Origin of the sequence: Fodinibius saliphilus, from assembly GCF_005869845.1 — a bacterium.
GTDB lineage: Bacteria > Bacteroidota > Rhodothermia > Balneolales > Balneolaceae > Fodinibius > Fodinibius saliphilus.
Window position 1 is genome coordinate 392,356 of sequence record NZ_VAWF01000002.1, and the last position, 19,856, is coordinate 412,211.

The following is a 19,856-nucleotide window of genomic DNA, read 5'->3' on the forward strand; positions in this document are numbered from 1 at the left end:
AATAAATAACTTTTGATCCATTTTCGCTATATATTGGAATAAGGAAGGAGATAGTTTACTATGGACTGTTTTCTTATTTAGTTATCTAGTAATTAATTATTGGGGATATGAGTTGGGAAGATTTTTTTAGATATATCCAGGATATTTTAAACTTTCAGCTATTTACAATTAGTGATGTCCCGGTTACAACGGCTTCTATCCTAACATTTTTTCTGTTCCTTACTTTTTTTATTGTGGCAGGAATCTTTGCTCGCCGAACGATAAATCGAAAAATATTTAAGCGATTTAATGTTGATGAAGGTACCAGCTACACGCTTTCTCGAATAACACAATACATTATAATTACTATTGGGGTGTTGATCTCGTTTAATTTTGTTGGGATCAACCTTAGTAGCCTTACGGTAATATTTGGTCTGCTTTCGGTAGGTATCGGTTTTGGGCTACAGAATGTTACATCAAACTTTATTTCAGGACTTATTATTCTATTTGAACGTCCCATTAGCGTAGGGGACCGTGTAGTAGTCAATGATATTGAGGGGGATATTATTGAAATTAATATACGCTCTACGATGGTACGGACCGTAAATAACATTTCAATCGTAGTTCCAAACTCTGAATTTGTTTCCAAAAATGTAATTAACTATTCCCACGGTGACCCAACGTATCGGCTGGACGTAAATGTTGGGGTTTCATATAACTCAGACTTGGATACAGTTTTAAAAGCACTTAACGAAGTAGCTGAAAAGAATAGTAGTGTCATGAAAAAACCGGAACCGGAAGTATACCTAATGGAGTTTGGAGATTCGGCGTGGAATATGCAGTTACGTTTATGGATTCCGAATGTGAAAGATTATCCTAAAATTCGTAATGAGCTCAATCAAGCGATTGTACGAACCTTTGATAAATATGATATTGTTATTCCATTTCCTCAACGGGATGTACATATGCAGAGCCCAGTGAAACTACCAACTGATCAGTAGTAGAGAAAAAAGTAGCACCACGAGCATTCGTGATGCTACTTTTTAAAAGAAAGACTATGTATGGCTTAATTTTCGATTGGAATAGCTTCTTGTTCGATTTCTTCAATAAGGCTAGACACTTCCCCTTCTAATATGGGTTCAACCTTTTTGAACTCAGCATTGACCTTAGAAGCCAGTTCTTCATAAACGGCATACTGTTGTTCTGTAGGCCGCCCATCACCTGTGGCAACGGTACTGGCAAGCGATGCCAGCTTATTGTTGAGCTTTATAGGATAGTTTAATACATCCTGATAAGATTCTGCTTTGGTCTGCATGAGATTACTTTCCACTTCAGAAAGAGTACTCATTATGTCGGCCACTCGCTCTTGGACCTTATCGTTATTTTTGTAATCAGTTTTAATCTCATTTAATTCACTGCGAATCTCACGAATGCTGTTAATCACTTTGTGTGTGGTATCCAGCTTAGAAATGATTGTTTGATGTAGGTCAAACTGAGCTTCGAAATCATCCTGAGTAGTTTCAATACGTGGATCTTTAGTGATCTCAAATTCTTTCGCCATAATAGGTTCTCCATCAATAATCAGTCGCACTTTATACATTCCGGGTACGGCTGTGGGACCGCGGGTAGAACCGGCCCATAGAATTTGACGACCATTGATATCGGCAGCCCCGGGATAACGCATATTCCAGGCAAAAGAGTTAAGACCATTTTTAGTAGTGAGGACATCCGAAGAAACGTCCTCCTCTTTCTCATGAAATTTCTCAGATTCTTTAACCTCATTTCCGTCAAGGTCTTCTTTGTTGGAAAATGTGCGTATAATATCTCCATCGGCCTCTGCAAACTGCAGCTCAACTTCTTTATCACCTATATCTTTATTTAGGTTATAATGAACTACTACACCATCTTCAGGGTTTTCTCCCAATGTTTGACCGGGATCAATATCAGTATGATTGCCAAAGAGGTAGGTGGTTTCTGGCTTATAGAGATAATAGTTTGATGTTGTAACCTTATCATTTAGTTGGTGTAGCACATTCAGGTTATCCAGAATCCAGAAAGATCTGCCCTGGGTAGCGATTACAAGATCTTTATCACGTTTATGCACTGCCATATCGGTAATAGGGACAGCGGGTAAATTAAGTTGTAATGGTTGCCATAGATCACCGTCATTAAACGAAACGTAGACTCCGGTTTCGGTACCTGCATATAGCAGACCTTTTTTATTGGGGTCTTCGCGAATGACACGGGTAAAGTCTTTAGATGGAATACCATCTGTAATTTTAGTCCAGCTTTGACCATAATCATTAGTCTTGTATAGCATGGGACTAAAATCGTCAAATTTATACCGCGTAGCAGCGAGATAAGCAGTCCCAGGGTCATGAGGCGAAGGATCAATAATACTTGCCATAGCTTCTGGCATACCGTCAGGGGTTACGTCAGTCCAGCTTTCACCGTTATCGCGACTTATATGAATGAGCCCATCATCGGCACCGGTCCATAAAACGCCTTTCTCAACAGGAGATTCTGCGAAAGTAAAGATTGTATTATAGTATTCAACGCTGGTATCATCTTTTGTAATAGGTCCGCCCGATTCTTGTTGCTTTGATTTTTCATTTCGGGTGAGATCACCACTGATAGTTTCCCAGCTCATACCTTCATCATCAGAACGGTGCACATACTGAGAAGTTGTGTAGAGCATATCAGGGTTATGTGGAGAAATATAGATCGGGAAAGTCCACTGGAAACGATATTTTAAATCTTTGGCTCCGGCACCCATTGGGTTGTCAGGCCATACATCAATACGATCACTTTGGTTGGTATATTCGTTAAATTTATTAAAGTATCCGCCATAACTGCCGCCATAGGTTATATTGGGATTTTCGGGATCGGGAGCTATATATCCACTTTCCCCGCCCGCTACCGCATTCCAGTCGCGGGTACTAATACCATATCCTGAAGTTCGGCTCTTTATACCAACAGTACTGTTATCTTGTTGAGCTCCATAGATCGTATAGGGAAACTGGTTATCAAGGATTACTTGGTAAAATTGAGCTGTAGCATATTTATGATATGATGACCAACTGCGTCCACCATTATAGGTGACTTGGCCTCCACCATCATCGGCCACTACCATACGTTCGCTATCATTTGGATCGATCCAAAGGTCGTGATGGTCGCCATGGGGCGTGCCGATGCGTTCAAACGAACTACCTCCGTCGGTTGATTTATGGAAGCTTACATTTAGTACATATACGGTGTTCTCATTTTCTGTGCCGGCCACAATGTGTGTATAGTACCAGGCCCGTTGACGCAGGCTTCGATCGCTATTAATGCGGCTCCACGTTTCTCCGCTATCATCAGATCGAAATACCCCGCCGTTCTCACTTTCAATAATTGTCCAAATACGATCCGGGTTGACAGGAGATATAGCAACACCAATTTTGCCTTTTAATCCTTTGGGCATACCTGGGCGTTGTGAAATATTGGTCCATGTTTCTCCGCCATCGGTACTTTTATATAATCCGCTCCCTTCACCCCCGCTCGACATCTTCCAGGGATTCCGAAATGCTTCCCATAAGGATGCATAGAGAATACGAGGATTGGTAGGATCTACCTCAATATCAACTGCACCAGTATGTTTATTATGAAAAAGAACTTTCTCCCAGCTTTTTCCACCATCAGTAGTCTTGTACACACCACGTTCTTTATTTCCTGTTGTTCCAAAAGAATGGCCCATTACTGCAACCCATGCGATATCGGCATTATCGGGATGGACTGCGATTTCACCTATAAAATGAGATTCCGGTAACCCGATATGGCTCCAATTTTTACCACCGTCAACGGATTTATAGATTCCATCTCCGGCTGACATATTACCCCGAATGCAGGTTTCTCCCATACCTGCATAGATAACATTTGCATCAGAAGGGGCTACTGTAATGGCACCAACAGAGCCGGTTTTAAAATCTCCATCTGAAATATTAACCCAGTTGCGACCACCGTCAGTAGTTTTAAAAACACCGCCACCGGTAAATCCTGCATAATAGGTGTTGGGTTTATCAGGATGACCACTTACTGCTACAGAGCGCCCGCCGCGGTAAGGGCCGATATTTCTGTATTCTAATTCTTGCAGATGCTGTTGATCATGTGTTACCTCATCAACACCTTCAGCGGTTTCATTTCCCCCAAAACGTTGTGCATGGGATGAAAAAGAAATTCCTAATAAAAGTACTGTGGTTACTGTTATAAAACGTTTTATAAACGATAAAATATACGTTACAGACATAGCCCCTAATTTATTTATAGTTGAGCATCGCTATTAAATAGCAATGTATAAAAATAGTTTTACCATTTTAGGTAAAAAAATGTGAAGAGTGTTAGCAAGAAGTTATTCCCAATACTAGTAAAGATTAAGTGACTAAAAAAAGAAGGCATTATTTTTGATATCTTAACCAATAACAATTTTTCTGCAGTAAAAGCTAAGTTAGAGAAGTATAATAACTTTTTATACTTCTCATATTGCGGTAGCTTTTTTATTAATGGAAATCGGTTATAAATTTCTATCTTCTACCCCATGAAAACCACAGGTTTTATAGCCAAGCGCTACCTTTTTTCTAAAAAGCATATTTCTTTAATCTCTACACTTACGGGAATCAGTATAACCGGGGTTACCATCGGTACGGCATTGCTAATTGTGGTGTTGTCTGTGTTTAGTGGTTTTTTTGAAGTTATCAAGGGTTTTCTGCTACAAAATGATCCTGATATTCGGATAGAGTCAAAAGCTTCTGATTCCTTTTTGTATACCGGAGATATGAAAAAAAAACTATCCGGTATTAAGGAGGTTCGAGATCTTGCACCATTTATTGAAGGCAAAGCATTACTTGCTTTTAATAGAGATACTGATAAGGTAGTAAATGTGCGAGGGATCGATCCAGAAAACTATTTTAAGATTAATAAACTGGATGAAAGTATAGTTGAGGGATCAGCGGATCTAAAAGTGCGTAATAAAAAGCCGGGCATTCTTATGACGAGTGCCTTGATGGCTGAGCTCGGTTTAGGGGTAGGGGACCAAGTCGTATTATTGAGTGCAGATGGAATGCGGAAATCTTTAACACAATTTTCAATGCCTCGCACATATCGGTTTGAAATAAGAGGAACATATAGCAGGCAGGGAATTACAGATGGACCGGGGTTATTTGTTGATTTAGAAGCGGCGCAACGTCTTTTTGAAACTCGTTCTAAGGTCTCGGGCATTGAGGTGCGTCTGCAACAGACGGAGCAAGCCGAAGAGCTTAAGGCCTCATTTGCTCAATTGTTAGGGGATGATTTCAAGATATCTACCTGGTACGACCTACAGCGTCCCCTTTATGATGTGATGTATCTTGAAAAATGGAGCTCCTATTTTATACTGATGATTATTGTCATTGTCGCAGTTTTAAATATTATTGGCTCACTTACTATGATTGTGATCCAAAAAAACAGGGATATAGGAGTATTGCTAACGATGGGATTTACCCCGGATGATATTAAAAATATTTTTATGCGGCAGGGCTTGTATATTGGCTTAATCGGATGTGGTATTGGAGGAGGCCTGGGATTACTTTTGAGTTGGTTACAGAAAGAGTATGGACTTATCAAACTCTCTTCTGCCTTTATTATTGATGCCTACCCGGTAACGATAAACTTCTTTGATGTATTTATAGTACTGGCGGGAAGTTTAGTGCTTTGTTTATTGGCTAGTTGGTATCCTGCAAGAAGGGCTTCAACTGTAGAACCTGCCGAAGCAATACGTTACGATTAAAGGAAAGCTATTCTTCCTGAAGGCCCAGCTTTTTGCATATTTTACTGATACTTTCAAGCTCTTCATCAGATAGAACTTCAAACTCATCCAAAATTAATTCAAGGTGTTTTGGAAAGTAGGAGGAAATAAACTCTTCACCTTCTGTGGTTAAATGAACAAGCACCGATCGTCGATCTTCAGGATCCTTTTGTCGTTCAACCCAGTTATTCTTTTCTAGGTTATCTACTACCATGGTTATATTTCCACCACTTTTCAGCAGTTTTTCGGCCAATGCTTTTTGGTTTAGGGGGCCTAAGTGAAGAAGTGCTTCTAATACCCCAAATTGGCTGACTGTTAAATCAGCTTCGGTCAAATGGCGGTTTAATCGATTATTAATCGATTCTGTTGCGCGCATCAATTTAATAAAAGCATCAAGTGTTTTTTGTTCTTTGTCGCTACCGTTGTAATGCGTACCCATTGAGGTAAGGGTAAATGGTTGAGTATTAAGTAGTTAGCCTGTGATAATATAATATTTTAGAGCATCAATACCATTAAAGGGAATAACTGATTGTAACGGGGGCATGGTCTGAAAGGTCCCAATCCATCTCTATGACAGCTTTTTCAGCTGATTCCAGCATTGTTGGGCAAGTCATATGATAGTCAATACGCCAGCCTTTATTGCGTTCTTTTGAGGCGGCACGATAGCTCCACCAGCTATATAGGTCGGGTTCTCCCTCATGCAGACGTCGATATACATCTTCAAATCCGATTTCTAATAATTTTGTTACCCACTTTCGCTCTTCGGGTAAAAAACCGGAGGTGTTTTTATTTCTTTTCGGATTATGAATATCAATTGGTTTATGGCAGATGTTATAATCGCCACAAAATACAACTGGTTTATCTCCGGAAAGGTACTTTTGAGCAAAAGGCAGGAAATGATCTAAGAAATCCATTTTTAGATCCTGACGTTCGTCACCGGTAGTGCCACTGGGAGCATAAATAGAAAAGACAATAAGATCTTCAAATTCAGCTTTAATAACTCTGCCTTCACTGTCAATCCAGTCAACCCCAATTCCTTTTTCAATCTCTAAAGGCTTTTCTTTTGATAAGATACCAACCCCCGAATAGCCCTTTTTTTCTGCCGTATGATACTGTCCGTGATAATCCAGCTTTTTTATTGGGCCGGGTACTTGATGTTCAAGTGCGCGAAGCTCCTGCAGGCATATGATATCAGGGTCTTCTTGGTTTACCCAATCAGTAAAGCCGTGTCGATGCGCTGCACGGATACCGTTAACGTTTAAAGATGATATTTTTAGCAAAGCTTCTGGATCTATCAGTTAGATGAGTTTTAATGAGTAAAGTGCTTACAGGTCGCGTAGTAACTATCAGCTGTTATTTTGTCTTTACAATAGCATATTTACGCTTACCGACTTTTAAAGTAAATTCGGTATCATCTTCAAAGGTGATACTGTAGCCTTTGTCAGATATTTTCTCATCATCAATAGAAATACCGCCCTGTTTGATTAACCGCTTTGTTTCGCCATTACTTGAAGTAAACTCTGCGTCAGAAACAATATCCAGCAGTCGGACTTCGGTTCCTTGTTCATACTCAAGGGTAGGAGCATCATCGGGAACTGCATTACCGATCACTGTTTTTTCAAAGTGTTCGCGAGCAGCTTTCGCTTTTTCTTCTCCGTGATAGATTCGAGTAACAGAGAGGGCAAGTTCATGTTTGGTATTTCGAGGATCTTCTTCAATCTTCGTTTTATACTTAGACAACTCGTCTACATCAATATCGGAGACCAGCTCAAACCAAGAGTACATCAGCTCATCGGGGATAGAAAGAACCTTTCCATACATATCATTAGCATCTTCAGTAATACCAATGTAATTGTCGTAAGATTTGGACATTTTCTTGGATCCGTCAGTACCAACCAGCAGAGGCATCATGAGTGCAATCTGTGGCTCTTGTCCATCATCTTTTTGTAGTTCTCGGCCTACCAACAGGTTAAATTTTTGATCAGTACCGCCTAACTCTACATCTGATTGTAGATGAACAGAATCTTGTCCTTGTGCCAACGGGTACAGGAACTCATGAAGTGATATAGGTTCATTGTTGTTATATCGCTTAGAGAAGTCGTCGCGTTCGATCATACGAGCAACCGTAAGCTTAGATGTCAGTTTAATAACATCTTGAAAGTTCATAGTTCCTAACCATTCAGAGTTGTAAACGATCGTAGTTTGAGATTCATCTAATATTTTTGTGGCTTGGTCAAGATACGTTTTGGCATTCTCTTTAATTTCTTCAGGGCTGAGCGCCGGCCGTGTTTTATTTTGGCCCGTGGGGTCACCAATCAAGGCAGTAAAATCTCCAATAATCAAGATTGCTTCGTGGCCCAGGTCTTGGAACTGCCGCAATTTGCGTAGAATTACCGAGTGACCAAGATGCAGGTCAGGTCGCGTGGGGTCACAACCTAATTTAATTTTAAGAGGTTTATCATCTTTCTTTGATCTTTTGAGCTTTTCAACAAGCTCATCTTCAGGTACAATTTCAACAGTACCTCTTTTAATTACTTCAAGTTGTTCGTCAACAGGTAAGAAGGCCATAGTATAATTAGGGATTACTGTTCTTATCTAAGGTTGGGAAATTATTAATAGGATTGTTTTGCTCGAGTGTCTTTTCGATGGTTGCTTTAAAGTCTTCGGCACCGGGATAGACAGTAGCAACGATATCATACGCCCAGGGGGCTAAATAAATAACATAAGAATAGGTTGCAGAAGCATCGCGGGATTGCTGTGAAGGAAGACTAAAACCAGCCATGATAAGCAGAATGGCACTAATAACAATACCACTTTTTAAAGAACTGAAAAGGGCTCCGGCAATTCTATTGATAAAATTAAGTTTAATTGTTTCTAAAAACTTTTTACTGAGGTAAGCAACCAGGTTTACCCCTGCAATGGTACCGATGAAAATTACCAAGCCCGAAATAAAGGGTACAAAAGAAGCTTTTTCTTCGAAAAGCGGCTCAATAATACGACCAACCGGTTCCATATATTGAAAAGTGAAGAACACGGCTAGTATTATGCCAACGATACTTAGAACTTCTTTGATGATTCCATTCATGAATCCGCGGTAACAAAAATATGCGATGGGCAGAAGTATCAGTATATCCAGCAGATTCATGACTTGTTAAACTATGAGAGTTCTTCTTTTACCACTTTGCTGACAAGCGAGCCTTCTGCTTTGCCTTTAAGTTCTTGCATCATAACACCCATAACCTGCCCCATATCAGACATATCACTGGCACCAAGTTCATCAATTATATTTTGAGCCACGTCCCGAATTTCTTCTTCCGAAAGCATCTTTGGGAGATACGATTCAATGATTTCGAGCTCTTCCTTTTCATTTTCAGCCAGGTCAGCACGATCTCCCTTCTCAAATTGATCGATAGATTCTTTACGCTGCTTGGCCGCCTTCATTAATACCTCAATAGCCTGCTCGTCAGAAATAGAACCTTCACCACCTTCTCGTTCACTTATCTCACGTTCTAAAAGCTTAGATTTTAGTGAACGAAGAACGAGAAGACGTTTTTTGTCTTTGTTTTTCATGGCCTGTTTGAGGTCAGCCATGATCTGTTCTTTTATAGCCATGATGCCGTAATTTTAAAGTTAACGGTAATGTGAATGGGGGAACCCATCTCATAAAAAAAGGCTCCACTCGTAAAAACGAATGCAACCTTTTTGGCAAGTAAAGACTAGGTCTTAGTTCTCTTTATTTTCCTTAATAAAGTCTTTTACATCGTCTTGGTCAATAATTGCTTCTTTATAACCGTACTTGTTGTTGTCGGTTTTAGTAGCAACAATTACCTTTGCCATGCGTCGGTCTGAGGAACTGCTTCCTTCCCCTTCTGTTCCAAATGTTTTCTTCTTAGCCATAACTCTACTCTATTATACTATTTAATTTCTTTGTGAACGGTGTGCTTTTGAAGAACCGGATTATACTTCTTGAGCTCAAGACGGTCAGGTGAATTACGACGATTCTTAGTCGTAACATATCTGGATGAGCCCGGTTTTTCGGTACACTCTAAAATTACTTGTATTCTATTTCCTTTTGCCATAATCTTGTGTCTTTCTGGTTATTAGCTATTGTTATTTGTAGTGCTTCTGCGCCAAACAATAAATAACAATGAACCGATAACTAAGTTATACGTCTTTTATGATAGTTCCTTTTTTACGGGCTTCTTTCAAAACGGCATGAATGCCTTTCTTGTTAATTGTGCGAAGCGTCTTTGCAGAAACTTTTAATGTAACCCACTTGTCTTCCTCGGGTACATAAAACTTCTTCTTTTGCAGATTCTGCTGAAACTTGTGCTTCGTCTTGTTGTTGGACTTTGAAGAGCGATAGCCGTTCTGCGCTCCTTTTCCTGTTATATCATCTTTACGTGCCATGTCAATAAAAACTCATTAATTGTGTTTCTCAGATAGACTGGAAAAATAGGCTTATTACAAAAAAAGATCAATGTTTCTTTTACACTGATTTTTTTTACATATTTGGACCGATTCAGACGCTGGGTTTTAGCTGTATTCAGGCAATTTAAAAGACTCTTTAAATAGCATTTACAAGCTTATCTCAACTTTTGGCGATGAGGGGTATTGCTTTCTTTGATTTTGCCTATTTATGCGCTATTTTCAGGCGTCTTCATCATTGTTTTAACCCCTAGTCACACCTTTATTTATGGCGAAAGAAAAAAAATCAGATTATAAGGCGGAAAATATACAGGTTTTAGAAGGCCTCGAAGCTGTTCGTAAGCGTCCGGCGATGTATATCGGAGACACTGGTCAGCGCGGGCTTCACCACTTGATCAATGAGGTTATTGATAATTCCATTGATGAAGCAATGGAAGGTCACTGTGATCTAATCGAGATTATAATTAATGAAGACGGCTCCATTACAATTACAGATAATGGGCGTGGAATTCCGGTTGATGAACATCCGAAAATAAAATTACCGGCGGTAGAAGTAGTGCTAACTAAGCTCCATGCAGGTGGTAAGTTTGACAGCAATACTTATAAGGTATCGGGTGGATTGCACGGTGTAGGTGTAAGTTGTGTGAATGGGCTTTCCTCTCATTTCTATGCTGAAGTACATCGCGATGGGGAAATTTATGTAATGGAATTTGAGCACGGTAAAACCGTACAGCCACTTAAGGTGAAGGGTAAAACGGATAAAACGGGTACAACCATTACGTTTACTCCCGACCCTGAGATATTTAAGCAGACTACAGAATTTAAATACGAAATTATTGCCACCCGGATGAGGGAGCTTGCATTCCTTAATCCGCAGATTACCATTTTATTACGTGATGATCGCGATGATGATGGAGAATTGGAAGATGAGTTTCATTATGATGGCGGAGTTAAAGACTTTGTTCAATATCTTGATGAAGACCGTGAGCCAATGATGGAGGAGCCTATCCTTATTGAGGGTGAGGTTGATATGGTACCGGTTGAGCTTGCCATACAATATAATGGAAGCTACTCCCAGAATGTGCATTCATACGTTAATAATATTAACACGCGCGAGGGTGGAACTCATATATCTGGATTCAGGCGTGCGTTAACGCGTTCTCTTAAAAAGTATGCAAAAGATAATAACCTGATCAAAAGTGATATTAAAGTATCAGGAAGTGATTTCCGTGAGGGAATGACTGCTGTATTGAGTGTTAAAGTTCCTGAACCACAGTTTGAGGGCCAGACAAAAACTAAGCTTGGTAACTCTGAGGTACAAAGTGCTGTTGAAGTTATCGTTTACGAACAGATGAATGAGTACCTCGAGCGTAATCCCAAGACGGCCAAGACTATTCTTGAAAAAGTGATTCTTGCTGCTGAAGCTCGACAGGCTGCTAAAAAAGCACGGAAACTTATACAACGAAAAAGTGCAATGAGTGGCGGCGGTCTTCCCGGTAAGTTGGCAGATTGCTCTATTAAAGATCCTGAACACAGTGAAATCTACCTGGTGGAGGGTGACTCTGCTGGCGGTTCTGCTAAGATGGGTCGTAATCGTAGCTTCCAAGCTATTCTTCCACTCCGCGGTAAGATATTAAATACCGAGAAAGCTAAGATAAATCGTATCCTGAAGAACAATGAAATTCAGGCGATGATTACAGCTCTTGGTGCCGGAGTAGGGCACTCAGAAGAAGATTTTGATCTTGACAACCTGCGGTATCACAAGATTATTATTATGACTGATGCCGATGTTGATGGATCTCACATTAGAACACTGTTACTCACTTTCTTCTATCGATATATGAAACCTCTGGTAGAAGGCGGACATGTTTATATTGCGACTCCTCCTCTCTATAGAATTTCTTATACAAGAGATAATATTGAGTATGCATGGGATGATGATACCCGTGATAAAATTATTAAGGATCTGAAAAGCTCCAGGAAAAAGTTTGATGTATCACGGTATAAGGGACTTGGTGAAATGAACCCAGAACAGCTTTGGGAAACCACGATGGATCCGGAAACCCGAACGCTTCAACGAGTAACGGTTGAAAATGCAGCAGCTGCTGATAAACTCTTTTCTCGTCTAATGGGCTCTGATGTGAAACCACGTCGTGAGTTTATTGAACAAAATGCGAAGTATGCTACGCTGGATATTTAACAGCAACCTTACAAGACAACTAAATTTAGATTAACCACTGACTTAGATTAGACTTATCTATGGCGAAAGAAAAAATTGTACCTATTGCGATAGAAGATGAGATGCAGTCGGCTTACATCGATTACTCGATGTCTGTTATTGTATCTCGTGCCTTACCTGATGTTCGGGATGGGCTGAAGCCGGTCCACCGCCGTATTTTGTACGGAATGAGCGAGCTGGGCATGCTTCACAATAGAAATTATAAAAAGAGTGCTCGTATTGTAGGAGAGGTATTGGGTAAGTATCACCCACACGGCGACTCTGCAGTATATGACTCTATCGTTCGAATGGTGCAGGACTTTTCTCTGCGGTATCCGTTAGTTGACGGACAAGGGAACTTTGGTTCTATTGATGGTGACTCTGCAGCGGCTATGCGTTATACTGAGGTTCGCATGCAGCGTATTGCAGAAGAGATGTTGACCGACATCAATAAGAATACGGTTGACTACCAAACGAACTTTGATGATACTCTTCAAGAACCGACAGTACTGCCAAGCATGCTACCCAACCTGTTGCTTAACGGGGCCTCGGGTATTGCTGTGGGGATGGCCACTAATATGGCACCTCATAATATAGAAGAAACCATTGACGGAATTGTCGCCTATCTTGATAACCCGGATATCGACTGCAAAGGGTTGATGGAGCATATTACGGCTCCCGACTTCCCAACTGGAGGTATCATTTATGGATACGGTGGTGTTAAAGAGGCATATGAAACCGGGCGTGGTAAGATTACCCTTCGTGCTCGCTGTACTACCGAGGAGTTACGCCATGGACGCGAGCAGATTGTCATTACTGAAATTCCATACCAGGTTAATAAAACTACTCTGGTTAAGAAGATAGCCAAGTTAACACAGAACGATAAGATTGATGAGATCTCTGAGATTCGGGATGAATCTGACAGAGATGGAATGCGTATTGTGGTTGTGCTTAAAAGAAATGCCAATACTGGCATTGTCTTAAATCAGCTGTATAAATATACCCAGATGCAGACTACCTTTGGAGTTATTAGCTTGGCGCTTGTCAAAGGGCGCCCCAAGGTTATGCCTCTAAAAGAGCTTATCTACCACTACGTTGAGCATCGTATTGAAATTGTAATAAGGCGAACGCTGTATGACTTGAACCAGGCAGAAGCTCGTGCTCATATTCTTGAAGGTCTAAAGATTGCTCTTGATGATCTTGATGAAGTAATTAAAACAATTCGTGCCTCAGACAGTCCTAAAGAGGCAAATGAAGCACTTCGTAGCCAGTTTGCACTTACCGATATCCAAGCCAAGGCAATACTGGATATGCGACTGCAAAAGCTTACTGGCCTTGAGCGTGATAAGGTTGAGCTTGAATACAAGGAAATTGCTGATAAGATTGCTGACTTTAGGGAAATTCTTTGGAATAGAAGTCGTCAGACTGATATTATCAAAGAAGAGCTTCTTGAACTTAAAGATCGTTATGGTGATGCTCGTCGTACACAGGTTGTACACTCTGCTGAAGACTTCAGCGTTGAAGATATGATCGCTGATGAAGATGTAGTTGTGACTATTTCAAACAAGGGCTTCATTAAACGAATGCCTGTGAGTGGGTATCGTCGACAGAAACGTGGCGGTAAAGGAATGAAAGGAACTACTACAAAAGATGACGAATACGTAGAGCATCTGTTTGTGGCTACCAATCATAATTATATTCTATTCTTTACTGAGAAGGGACAATGTTACTGGTTGAAAGTTTATGAAATTCCGGAAGCCTCACGAACAGCAAGGGGACGAGCAATTGTCAACCTGATCAATATTGAAAAGGATGATTCTATCAAAACCTTTGTTCCTGTTAAGACTCTTGATGACGAGGAGTATATCAACAATCACTACATTATAATGGCCACTAAAGAAGGGCAGGTTAAGAAAACTTCGCTTGAAGCTTATAGTCGTCCACGTAGTGATGGTATTATCGGTATTAACATTAGAGAAGGTGATGCCTTACTTGAGGCTTCATTAACTGACGGTGAGAGTAATGTGCTCTTATCTAATCGCAAAGGTCGTGCTATCCGATTCCATGAAGATGAAGTTCGAGATATGGGACGTAATACTACCGGAGTGAAAGGTATGGATCTTGGTGATGATAACGAGCTGGTTGATATGGTTGTACTCAGAAATACTCATGAGGCAACGGTATTGGCTATTTCCGAAAATGGATACGGGAAACGTTCTCTTGTAGAAGATTACAGAGAACAGAGCCGTGGTGGAAAAGGTGTTATTACGCTCAAGGTTACACAGAAAACCGGTGAACTGATTGCTCTTAAGCAGGTTTCTGATAAAGATGACCTGATGGTGATAACCGAAGGCGGAAAAGTAATTAGAATGAATTGTGGTGGTATTCGTACCATGGGACGCAATACCCAGGGAGTTCGAATTATGCGCCTCGATTCAGATGGAAAGATTGCAGCCGTCACTCCCGTCGTTAATGAAGAGGAGGACGAAACAGTTTAAAGTACAAACTGCTTCAAACTTTACAGTTTACCCTGCTGGGTTTCATTGCCCGGCAGGGCTTTTTTAATGTAACTGTTTTAACTTCAATTTATTGATATTGCTGAAAGGCTTTCTTTTAAGATGGTTGCTGATTTTTTAAGTCCGGCTATTTCTTGGTCCGATATTTTTGGTGTTACAACTCCCTTAACCCCATCAACGCCAATAACACTCTGAATACTCATGCACACATCTGTAATCCCGTATTCCCCATCCCAGGAGACACTAATTGGAATTACACTTTTTTCGTTTGCCAATATCCCATCTACAATTCGCGCAATTACAACGCCAATAGCCAAATTAGTATAACCTTTTTTTTCAATGATCTGGTAAGCTGCATTCTTCGCTTTAATAAACAATTGATCTAGCGTTTCTTTGTCATACGATTTAGACATGATGGTATTGTTTATTATGGGTTTTCCTCCAATATTTGCCTGACTCCAAATTGGAACCTCTGAATCACCATGTTCACCCAAAATATAAGCATGGACTGATCTAGGATCGATATTATAGTATTGACCTAGTAGTGCACGAAATCGTGCCGTATCCAACAGGGTGCCTGTTCCCAGAATTTTATGTGGATTTCGGGAGCTCAATTGTTGTGAGACATATGTTAAGATATCAACAGGATTGGTTGCGATAATAAGAATTGCATTAGGAGCATATTTATCAAGATTTGAAATGATATCTCTAAAAACTGAGGCGTTTCTGTTTAATAGCTCGAGGCGAGATTCATCCGGTGAGTTTTGCCCCACGCCTGCGGTAACTACAATAACTTGAGAATCGGTAAGATCTTCATAAGTTCCAGAGCGAACCTTCACATTTCCCACCAACAGCTGGCCATGCATAAGATCCATAGCTTCTCCTTCTGCTTTTTCATCATCCAGATCTACTAAAATAATTTCGCTGACAATGCGCTGATTGAAAAGGGCATATGCTGCGGCAACTCCTACATTTCCGGTACCTATTATAGCAACTGATTGTTTTTGAATCATAAGGTCATCATTAAGGGGTGTTTAATTATCAATCATAGATTGTAATAATCTATTTCTTTTTTCTATTAAAAGATCTGGCTTAACTATTTTAATATCATTTGCAAATTGGAGTAGCCACTCATTGATGAAGTCCAAATTGTCGAAAGTAAACCCGCACCGAATAAAATTAGGATTTATCTCTTTTTTCTTTAAAATATTAGCCGGCAAATTGGCTTTAAAGCGCTTTTCTATCGACTTGTGTACATTTACCTCTATTTTGTGGGATTTCCCGTCAGAACGAAAAATAAGGGCTTTTACGTCGATTTTGCCATATGGGACAAAATCTTCGTCTAAAAGTTGGATATCAGACATGCGATCCAGCACGAAATTTCGAACAGCTTCTCTTTTGTGGGAGTGGCCAATCACATTCCAGTGATCGCGATAGAAAACAATAAGATAGGGATCAATTTTTCTACTCGTAGTTTCTTCTCCGGATCTTGACCGGTAGTTAAATTTAATTGCTTGATTTTGAGAAATTGCATTACTGATAATATACCAATCACCGCCCTCCATTTTGTCTGCCCCAAAATTCATGTATGGATCAACAACCGTACGCTCTTCGATCGATTCCATAAAATCTCTAAGGTCATCAGGAATGACCTCTTTTATTTTTAATTCAACTCCTTTTGCATCATCAATCAACCTTTTGTCCACCTGGGATTTTACAAAATTAAGCCCGACCATAATGGTAGCAAGTTCTTTTGAGGTAAACATAAGAGGGGGGATTTTATAATTAGGTAAAATCCCATAGCCTTTATATTTGTCGTGCGTTACGGGAACGTTCATCTCAGAGAGGGCATTGAAATCACGAAAGACCGTCCGCCTGCTTATATCAAACTTTTCTGCAATGGTGTCTACTGTTATTCGACTGTTGGATTGTTGAAGCATAAGGATGAGTTTCATCCGTCGTTCAGAGCTATTCATTGATAGGGTGGTTGAGGCTTTAGCTTTTTTATTGAAAGCCCAATATAACTTTTACTTATTACTTTATCAGTAGAATGAGTTGCAAGGCAAAAGTGATATTACCGGTTGACTACCACCAGGGCTTTACCCGTATAAAACTCGGAATAGCTTGAGAGGTCATAGCATTGAATATCAAGGGAAGGGGATATTTCTTGAAGTTCTTCCTCAAACGAGGTCCCTTTGTATAGCACCATTTTTCTCCAGGGCAGGTGGGCCGTCATCTGGAATAGATTATTGATCTTAAAGGCGTGCTTTGAAATCAATAAAAAAGGTTCCTCTTGTTGAATGTTTTCTATTGATCCATCAATAATTCCGATGTTTGTCAGGGATATTTTCTGTGCCATCTGCTTCATGGCCATGCATTTCTTGGTTACTAAATCATTAAGTACCATGTGTTTATCGGAGTGAGTGATGGCAAGCGGTATGCCCGGGAGTCCGCCACCGGTTCCCGCATCAACAATTAACTTGGCTTCTTTAAAGACATCAAGTTGGGATAGTAGCAGGGAATGCTGTATATGGTTTAATATTGTTCCACGTGAAACATTGCGGCTTACGAGGTTGACGCGCTTGTTCCACCAAAGTAGGCGTTCAAGATAGAGTTCAATCTGCTCATTATATTTACTGATGATCTGATCAGTACGATCAAATGTTTCACGTGAAACGGGTTTTGTCGAAATATTGTGATGTTCCACGTGAAACAGGGGCGTTTAGTGTTAGGAGGGACGTTAATTGTTAGTTTTTGAGATATACCATAAGGACAGAGACATCGCTGGGGCTTACGCCGCTAATTCTGCTCGCCTGACCCAGGGTTTCTGGACGGATACGATCCATCTTTTGTTTTCCTTCGGCAGAAAGACTCTCAATTTTGTCGTAATCCAGAGATTCGGGAATAAGGGTATCTTCCTGTTTTTTCATCTCTTCTACCATTTCAAATTCCTTTTCAATATATCCCGCGTACTTAATCTGTATTTCTACCTGTTCAAAAACAAGCTCATCGGTTGTGATTTCTAAGGCCTTCGCTTTAAGTTCAGGGTCCGCCTCCATGATATTACGGATCGAAAGTTCGGGTCGGGGGATCAAGGTTTTGGCTTTAACAGGCTGGGTAAGGGTAGAGGTCCCGTTCACTTCAAGCATTGGGTCCATTTTCTCGGGATATACCGTATAGTCAGCTAGTAGATCATGTAGCTTGTCAATAGATTCTTTTTTCTCTTTGTACTGTTCGAATCGTTTTTCGGAAGTAAGACCGATTTTATGCCCAAGTTCGGTAAGACGAAGGTCAGCGTTATCCTGTCGAAGCAGTATGCGATGTTCTGCCCGTGAGGTAAACATACGATACGGTTCTTCAGTACCTTTTGTAATAAGGTCATCAATGAGTACTCCAATATATGCTTCGGAGCGTTTTAGGATAAATTCATCTTTTCCCTCTACTTTACGAGCAGCATTGATACCGGCCATTAATCCCTGGCAAGCGGCTTCTTCATAGCCGGTAGTACCGTTTATTTGTCCCGCAAAAAACAAGCCATCCGTAATTTTCGTCTCCATACTTCTACGGATTTGATAAGGCGGGAAATAATCATATTCAATAGCATAGCCGGGTCTAAGCATTACGGCATCTTCAAACCCGGGAATAGTACGGAGTGCTTTGTACTGAACATCCTCTGGAAGAGAGGTGGAGAAACCATTGAGATACATCTCATAGGTATTCCATCCTTCCGGTTCTAAGAAAAGTTGATGGCTATCTTTATCAGAAAAACGATTTATTTTGTCTTCAATACTTGGGCAATATCGCGGACCCGTAGATTCGATTGTCCCATTAAACATGGGGCTTCGATCAAAGCCGGATCGCAATACATCATGGACTTCTTCATTGGTGTCGCCAATCCAGCAGGTGAGTTGTTCTTCCCGTGTCGGCAGGGAGTCTGTCATGAAGGAGAAAGCCGTAGGTTCTTCATCACCATACTGAATCTGCAGCTGGTCCAAATCAATTGATCTCCCATCAATACGCGGGGGTGTCCCTGTTTTAAGACGTCCTACCTCGAAGCCCAAATCTTCAAGAGCAGCAGATATTCCAATAGAGGCTCGTTCACCGGAACGTCCACCACCAAAGTTGGTATCACCTATATGCATAAGGCCATTTCCAAAAGTTCCGGTGGTGAGTATAACTGATTGGGCCTCAAAGGTTTGCCCGGTTGCAGTGCGTACTCCGGTAGCTTTTTTTCCGTTATCGGTGGTCAGTACATCAACAACATTATCTTGGCGAAAATGAAGGTTTTCTTTCTTTTCTAATTCCTCACGCATGGTCTTGCTATATAAAGCGCGGTCACTTTGGCAACGGGGACTCCACATGGCGGGTCCTTTACTGGTATTCAAAATCCGAAACTGAACGCCTGATCTATCAGCAACCTTACCCATCAGTCCGCCAAGGGCATCAATCTCTTTTACAAGCTGACCTTTTGCAACACCACCAATGGCAGGATTACAAGACATCTTTGCGATGGCATCAAGATTCATTGTAATAAGAAGTGTTTTTGCGCCTATTTCTGCAGCTGCACCGGCGGCTTCACTTCCGGCGTGACCGGCACCGACAACGATGACATCGTAATGAGGATATAAAGAATTCATTTTATGTAAGTGTATGTTTTTATTACACTTATTAAGTGTTATTAATATTCTGTTGTATTCTGTACTCAGATAGGATTTTTATATTCTCCTCAATCCTTGATACCCTTTGGCAGGGAGTCTCTTAAAATAAGGGTTTTATTGTTAAATGTTTAGCAAGCTGCTGATATTTGTTTTCTCACAACTCTATGCCAATAAGATTCCGTTTCTTGTTCTTATTCAAGGCTAAGAGTGTATGATTTATATTGGATAAAATTGTTTGG

The 19,856-nt window shown here is 40.5% G+C and carries 17 protein-coding genes; 4 read left to right on the forward strand and 13 right to left on the reverse strand.

All coding sequences use genetic code 11. The annotated features are described in order from the left end of the window. Window positions 1–107: 107 nt before the first annotated feature. A complete protein-coding gene (locus FCN14_RS09780) occupies window positions 108–980 on the forward strand; it encodes a mechanosensitive ion channel family protein (protein ID WP_138431099.1) in 873 nt (290 codons plus the stop codon). 65 nt (window positions 981–1,045) lie between these two features. Here FCN14_RS09780 and FCN14_RS09785 read toward each other — a convergent pair whose 3' ends face one another. Continuing rightward, the gene (locus FCN14_RS09785) at window positions 1,046–4,264 is read right to left on the reverse strand and encodes a VPS10 domain-containing protein (RefSeq protein WP_171032879.1); all 3,219 of its coding nucleotides are present in this window, start codon (window positions 4,262–4,264) and stop codon (window positions 1,046–1,048) included. A gap of 288 nt (window positions 4,265–4,552) precedes the next feature. On the opposite strand from FCN14_RS09785, the gene FCN14_RS09790 reads away from it, so the two are divergent. Next, window positions 4,553–5,779 (forward strand): ABC transporter permease, encoded by a 1,227-nt coding sequence (locus FCN14_RS09790; protein ID WP_138431100.1) that lies wholly within the window; start codon window positions 4,553–4,555, stop codon window positions 5,777–5,779. Between the two features lie 7 nt (window positions 5,780–5,786). Here FCN14_RS09790 and FCN14_RS09795 read toward each other — a convergent pair whose 3' ends face one another. The 8 genes from FCN14_RS09795 to rpmB all read right to left on the reverse strand — a co-directional run bounded on the left by FCN14_RS09795 (window position 5,787) and on the right by rpmB (window position 10,207). After that, a complete protein-coding gene (locus tag FCN14_RS09795; RefSeq protein WP_138431101.1) occupies window positions 5,787–6,236 on the reverse strand; it encodes a MarR family winged helix-turn-helix transcriptional regulator in 450 nt (149 codons plus the stop codon). A gap of 73 nt (window positions 6,237–6,309) precedes the next feature. After that, the gene (locus tag FCN14_RS09800; RefSeq protein ID WP_138431102.1) at window positions 6,310–7,077 is read right to left on the reverse strand and encodes an exodeoxyribonuclease III; all 768 of its coding nucleotides are present in this window, start codon (window positions 7,075–7,077) and stop codon (window positions 6,310–6,312) included. Window positions 7,078–7,150: 73 nt separating this feature from the next. Beyond that, window positions 7,151–8,365: a tyrosine--tRNA ligase gene (gene tyrS / locus FCN14_RS09805; protein WP_138431103.1), complete on the reverse strand. Its 1,215-nt coding sequence runs from the start codon at window positions 8,363–8,365 to the stop codon at window positions 7,151–7,153. Between the two features lie 7 nt (window positions 8,366–8,372). Beyond that, on the reverse strand, window positions 8,373–8,942 hold the full coding sequence (locus FCN14_RS09810; RefSeq protein ID WP_138431104.1) for a CvpA family protein: 570 nt from the start codon (window positions 8,940–8,942) through the stop codon (window positions 8,373–8,375). Window positions 8,943–8,953: 11 nt separating this feature from the next. Next, window positions 8,954–9,409, reverse strand: a complete 456-nt coding sequence (locus tag FCN14_RS09815) for a GatB/YqeY domain-containing protein (protein WP_138431105.1) — start codon at window positions 9,407–9,409, stop codon at window positions 8,954–8,956. Window positions 9,410–9,520: 111 nt separating this feature from the next. Beyond that, complete coding sequence (locus FCN14_RS09820; RefSeq protein ID WP_138431106.1) at window positions 9,521–9,694, reverse strand: DUF4295 family protein; 174 nt, start codon at window positions 9,692–9,694, stop codon at window positions 9,521–9,523. Window positions 9,695–9,711: 17 nt separating this feature from the next. Continuing rightward, the gene (gene rpmG, locus FCN14_RS09825) at window positions 9,712–9,876 is read right to left on the reverse strand and encodes a 50S ribosomal protein L33 (protein ID WP_138431107.1); all 165 of its coding nucleotides are present in this window, start codon (window positions 9,874–9,876) and stop codon (window positions 9,712–9,714) included. A gap of 85 nt (window positions 9,877–9,961) precedes the next feature. Next, the gene (rpmB, locus tag FCN14_RS09830) at window positions 9,962–10,207 is read right to left on the reverse strand and encodes a 50S ribosomal protein L28 (protein WP_138431108.1); all 246 of its coding nucleotides are present in this window, start codon (window positions 10,205–10,207) and stop codon (window positions 9,962–9,964) included. A gap of 286 nt (window positions 10,208–10,493) precedes the next feature. Between rpmB and gyrB the strand changes: the two genes are divergently transcribed. Both gyrB and gyrA read left to right on the forward strand, forming a co-directional pair. Further along, window positions 10,494–12,425, forward strand: coding sequence for a DNA topoisomerase (ATP-hydrolyzing) subunit B (gene gyrB / locus FCN14_RS09835; RefSeq protein ID WP_138431109.1), 1,932 nt, complete (start codon window positions 10,494–10,496; stop codon window positions 12,423–12,425). Between the two features lie 59 nt (window positions 12,426–12,484). After that, window positions 12,485–14,941 (forward strand): DNA gyrase subunit A, encoded by a 2,457-nt coding sequence (gyrA, locus tag FCN14_RS09840; RefSeq protein ID WP_138431110.1) that lies wholly within the window; start codon window positions 12,485–12,487, stop codon window positions 14,939–14,941. A gap of 83 nt (window positions 14,942–15,024) precedes the next feature. Here gyrA and FCN14_RS09845 read toward each other — a convergent pair whose 3' ends face one another. The 4 genes from FCN14_RS09845 to mnmG all read right to left on the reverse strand — a co-directional run bounded on the left by FCN14_RS09845 (window position 15,025) and on the right by mnmG (window position 19,596). Beyond that, the gene (locus tag FCN14_RS09845; protein ID WP_138431111.1) at window positions 15,025–15,972 is read right to left on the reverse strand and encodes an L-lactate dehydrogenase; all 948 of its coding nucleotides are present in this window, start codon (window positions 15,970–15,972) and stop codon (window positions 15,025–15,027) included. 21 nt (window positions 15,973–15,993) lie between these two features. Further along, on the reverse strand, window positions 15,994–16,935 hold the full coding sequence (locus FCN14_RS09850; RefSeq protein WP_138431112.1) for a helix-turn-helix transcriptional regulator: 942 nt from the start codon (window positions 16,933–16,935) through the stop codon (window positions 15,994–15,996). A gap of 98 nt (window positions 16,936–17,033) precedes the next feature. Further along, complete coding sequence (locus tag FCN14_RS09855; RefSeq protein WP_171032880.1) at window positions 17,034–17,666, reverse strand: 16S rRNA (guanine(527)-N(7))-methyltransferase RsmG; 633 nt, start codon at window positions 17,664–17,666, stop codon at window positions 17,034–17,036. 40 nt (window positions 17,667–17,706) lie between these two features. Beyond that, window positions 17,707–19,596 carry a tRNA uridine-5-carboxymethylaminomethyl(34) synthesis enzyme MnmG gene (mnmG, locus tag FCN14_RS09860; RefSeq protein ID WP_138431114.1) on the reverse strand — a complete coding sequence of 630 codons (1,890 nt, stop codon included), beginning with the start codon at window positions 19,594–19,596 and terminating at the stop codon, window positions 17,707–17,709. Window positions 19,597–19,856 lie beyond the last annotated feature (260 nt).

Coding starts and splice junctions, on each gene's coding strand:
- FCN14_RS09780 (WP_138431099.1), top strand. CDS start 108: ATGAGTTGGGAAGATTTTTTTAGATATATCCAGGATATTTTAAACTTT.
- FCN14_RS09785 (WP_171032879.1), bottom strand. CDS start 4,264: ATGTCTGTAACGTATATTTTATCGTTTATAAAACGTTTTATAACAGTA.
- FCN14_RS09790 (WP_138431100.1), top strand. CDS start 4,553: ATGAAAACCACAGGTTTTATAGCCAAGCGCTACCTTTTTTCTAAAAAG.
- FCN14_RS09795 (WP_138431101.1), bottom strand. CDS start 6,236: ATGGGTACGCATTACAACGGTAGCGACAAAGAACAAAAAACACTTGAT.
- tyrS (WP_138431103.1), bottom strand. CDS start 8,365: ATGGCCTTCTTACCTGTTGACGAACAACTTGAAGTAATTAAAAGAGGT.
- FCN14_RS09810 (WP_138431104.1), bottom strand. CDS start 8,942: ATGAATCTGCTGGATATACTGATACTTCTGCCCATCGCATATTTTTGT.
- FCN14_RS09815 (WP_138431105.1), bottom strand. CDS start 9,409: ATGGCTATAAAAGAACAGATCATGGCTGACCTCAAACAGGCCATGAAA.
- FCN14_RS09820 (WP_138431106.1), bottom strand. CDS start 9,694: ATGGCTAAGAAGAAAACATTTGGAACAGAAGGGGAAGGAAGCAGTTCC.
- rpmG (WP_138431107.1), bottom strand. CDS start 9,876: ATGGCAAAAGGAAATAGAATACAAGTAATTTTAGAGTGTACCGAAAAA.
- rpmB (WP_138431108.1), bottom strand. CDS start 10,207: ATGGCACGTAAAGATGATATAACAGGAAAAGGAGCGCAGAACGGCTAT.
- gyrB (WP_138431109.1), top strand. CDS start 10,494: ATGGCGAAAGAAAAAAAATCAGATTATAAGGCGGAAAATATACAGGTT.
- gyrA (WP_138431110.1), top strand. CDS start 12,485: ATGGCGAAAGAAAAAATTGTACCTATTGCGATAGAAGATGAGATGCAG.
- FCN14_RS09845 (WP_138431111.1), bottom strand. CDS start 15,972: ATGATTCAAAAACAATCAGTTGCTATAATAGGTACCGGAAATGTAGGA.
- FCN14_RS09850 (WP_138431112.1), bottom strand. CDS start 16,935: ATGAATAGCTCTGAACGACGGATGAAACTCATCCTTATGCTTCAACAA.
- mnmG (WP_138431114.1), bottom strand. CDS start 19,596: ATGAATTCTTTATATCCTCATTACGATGTCATCGTTGTCGGTGCCGGT.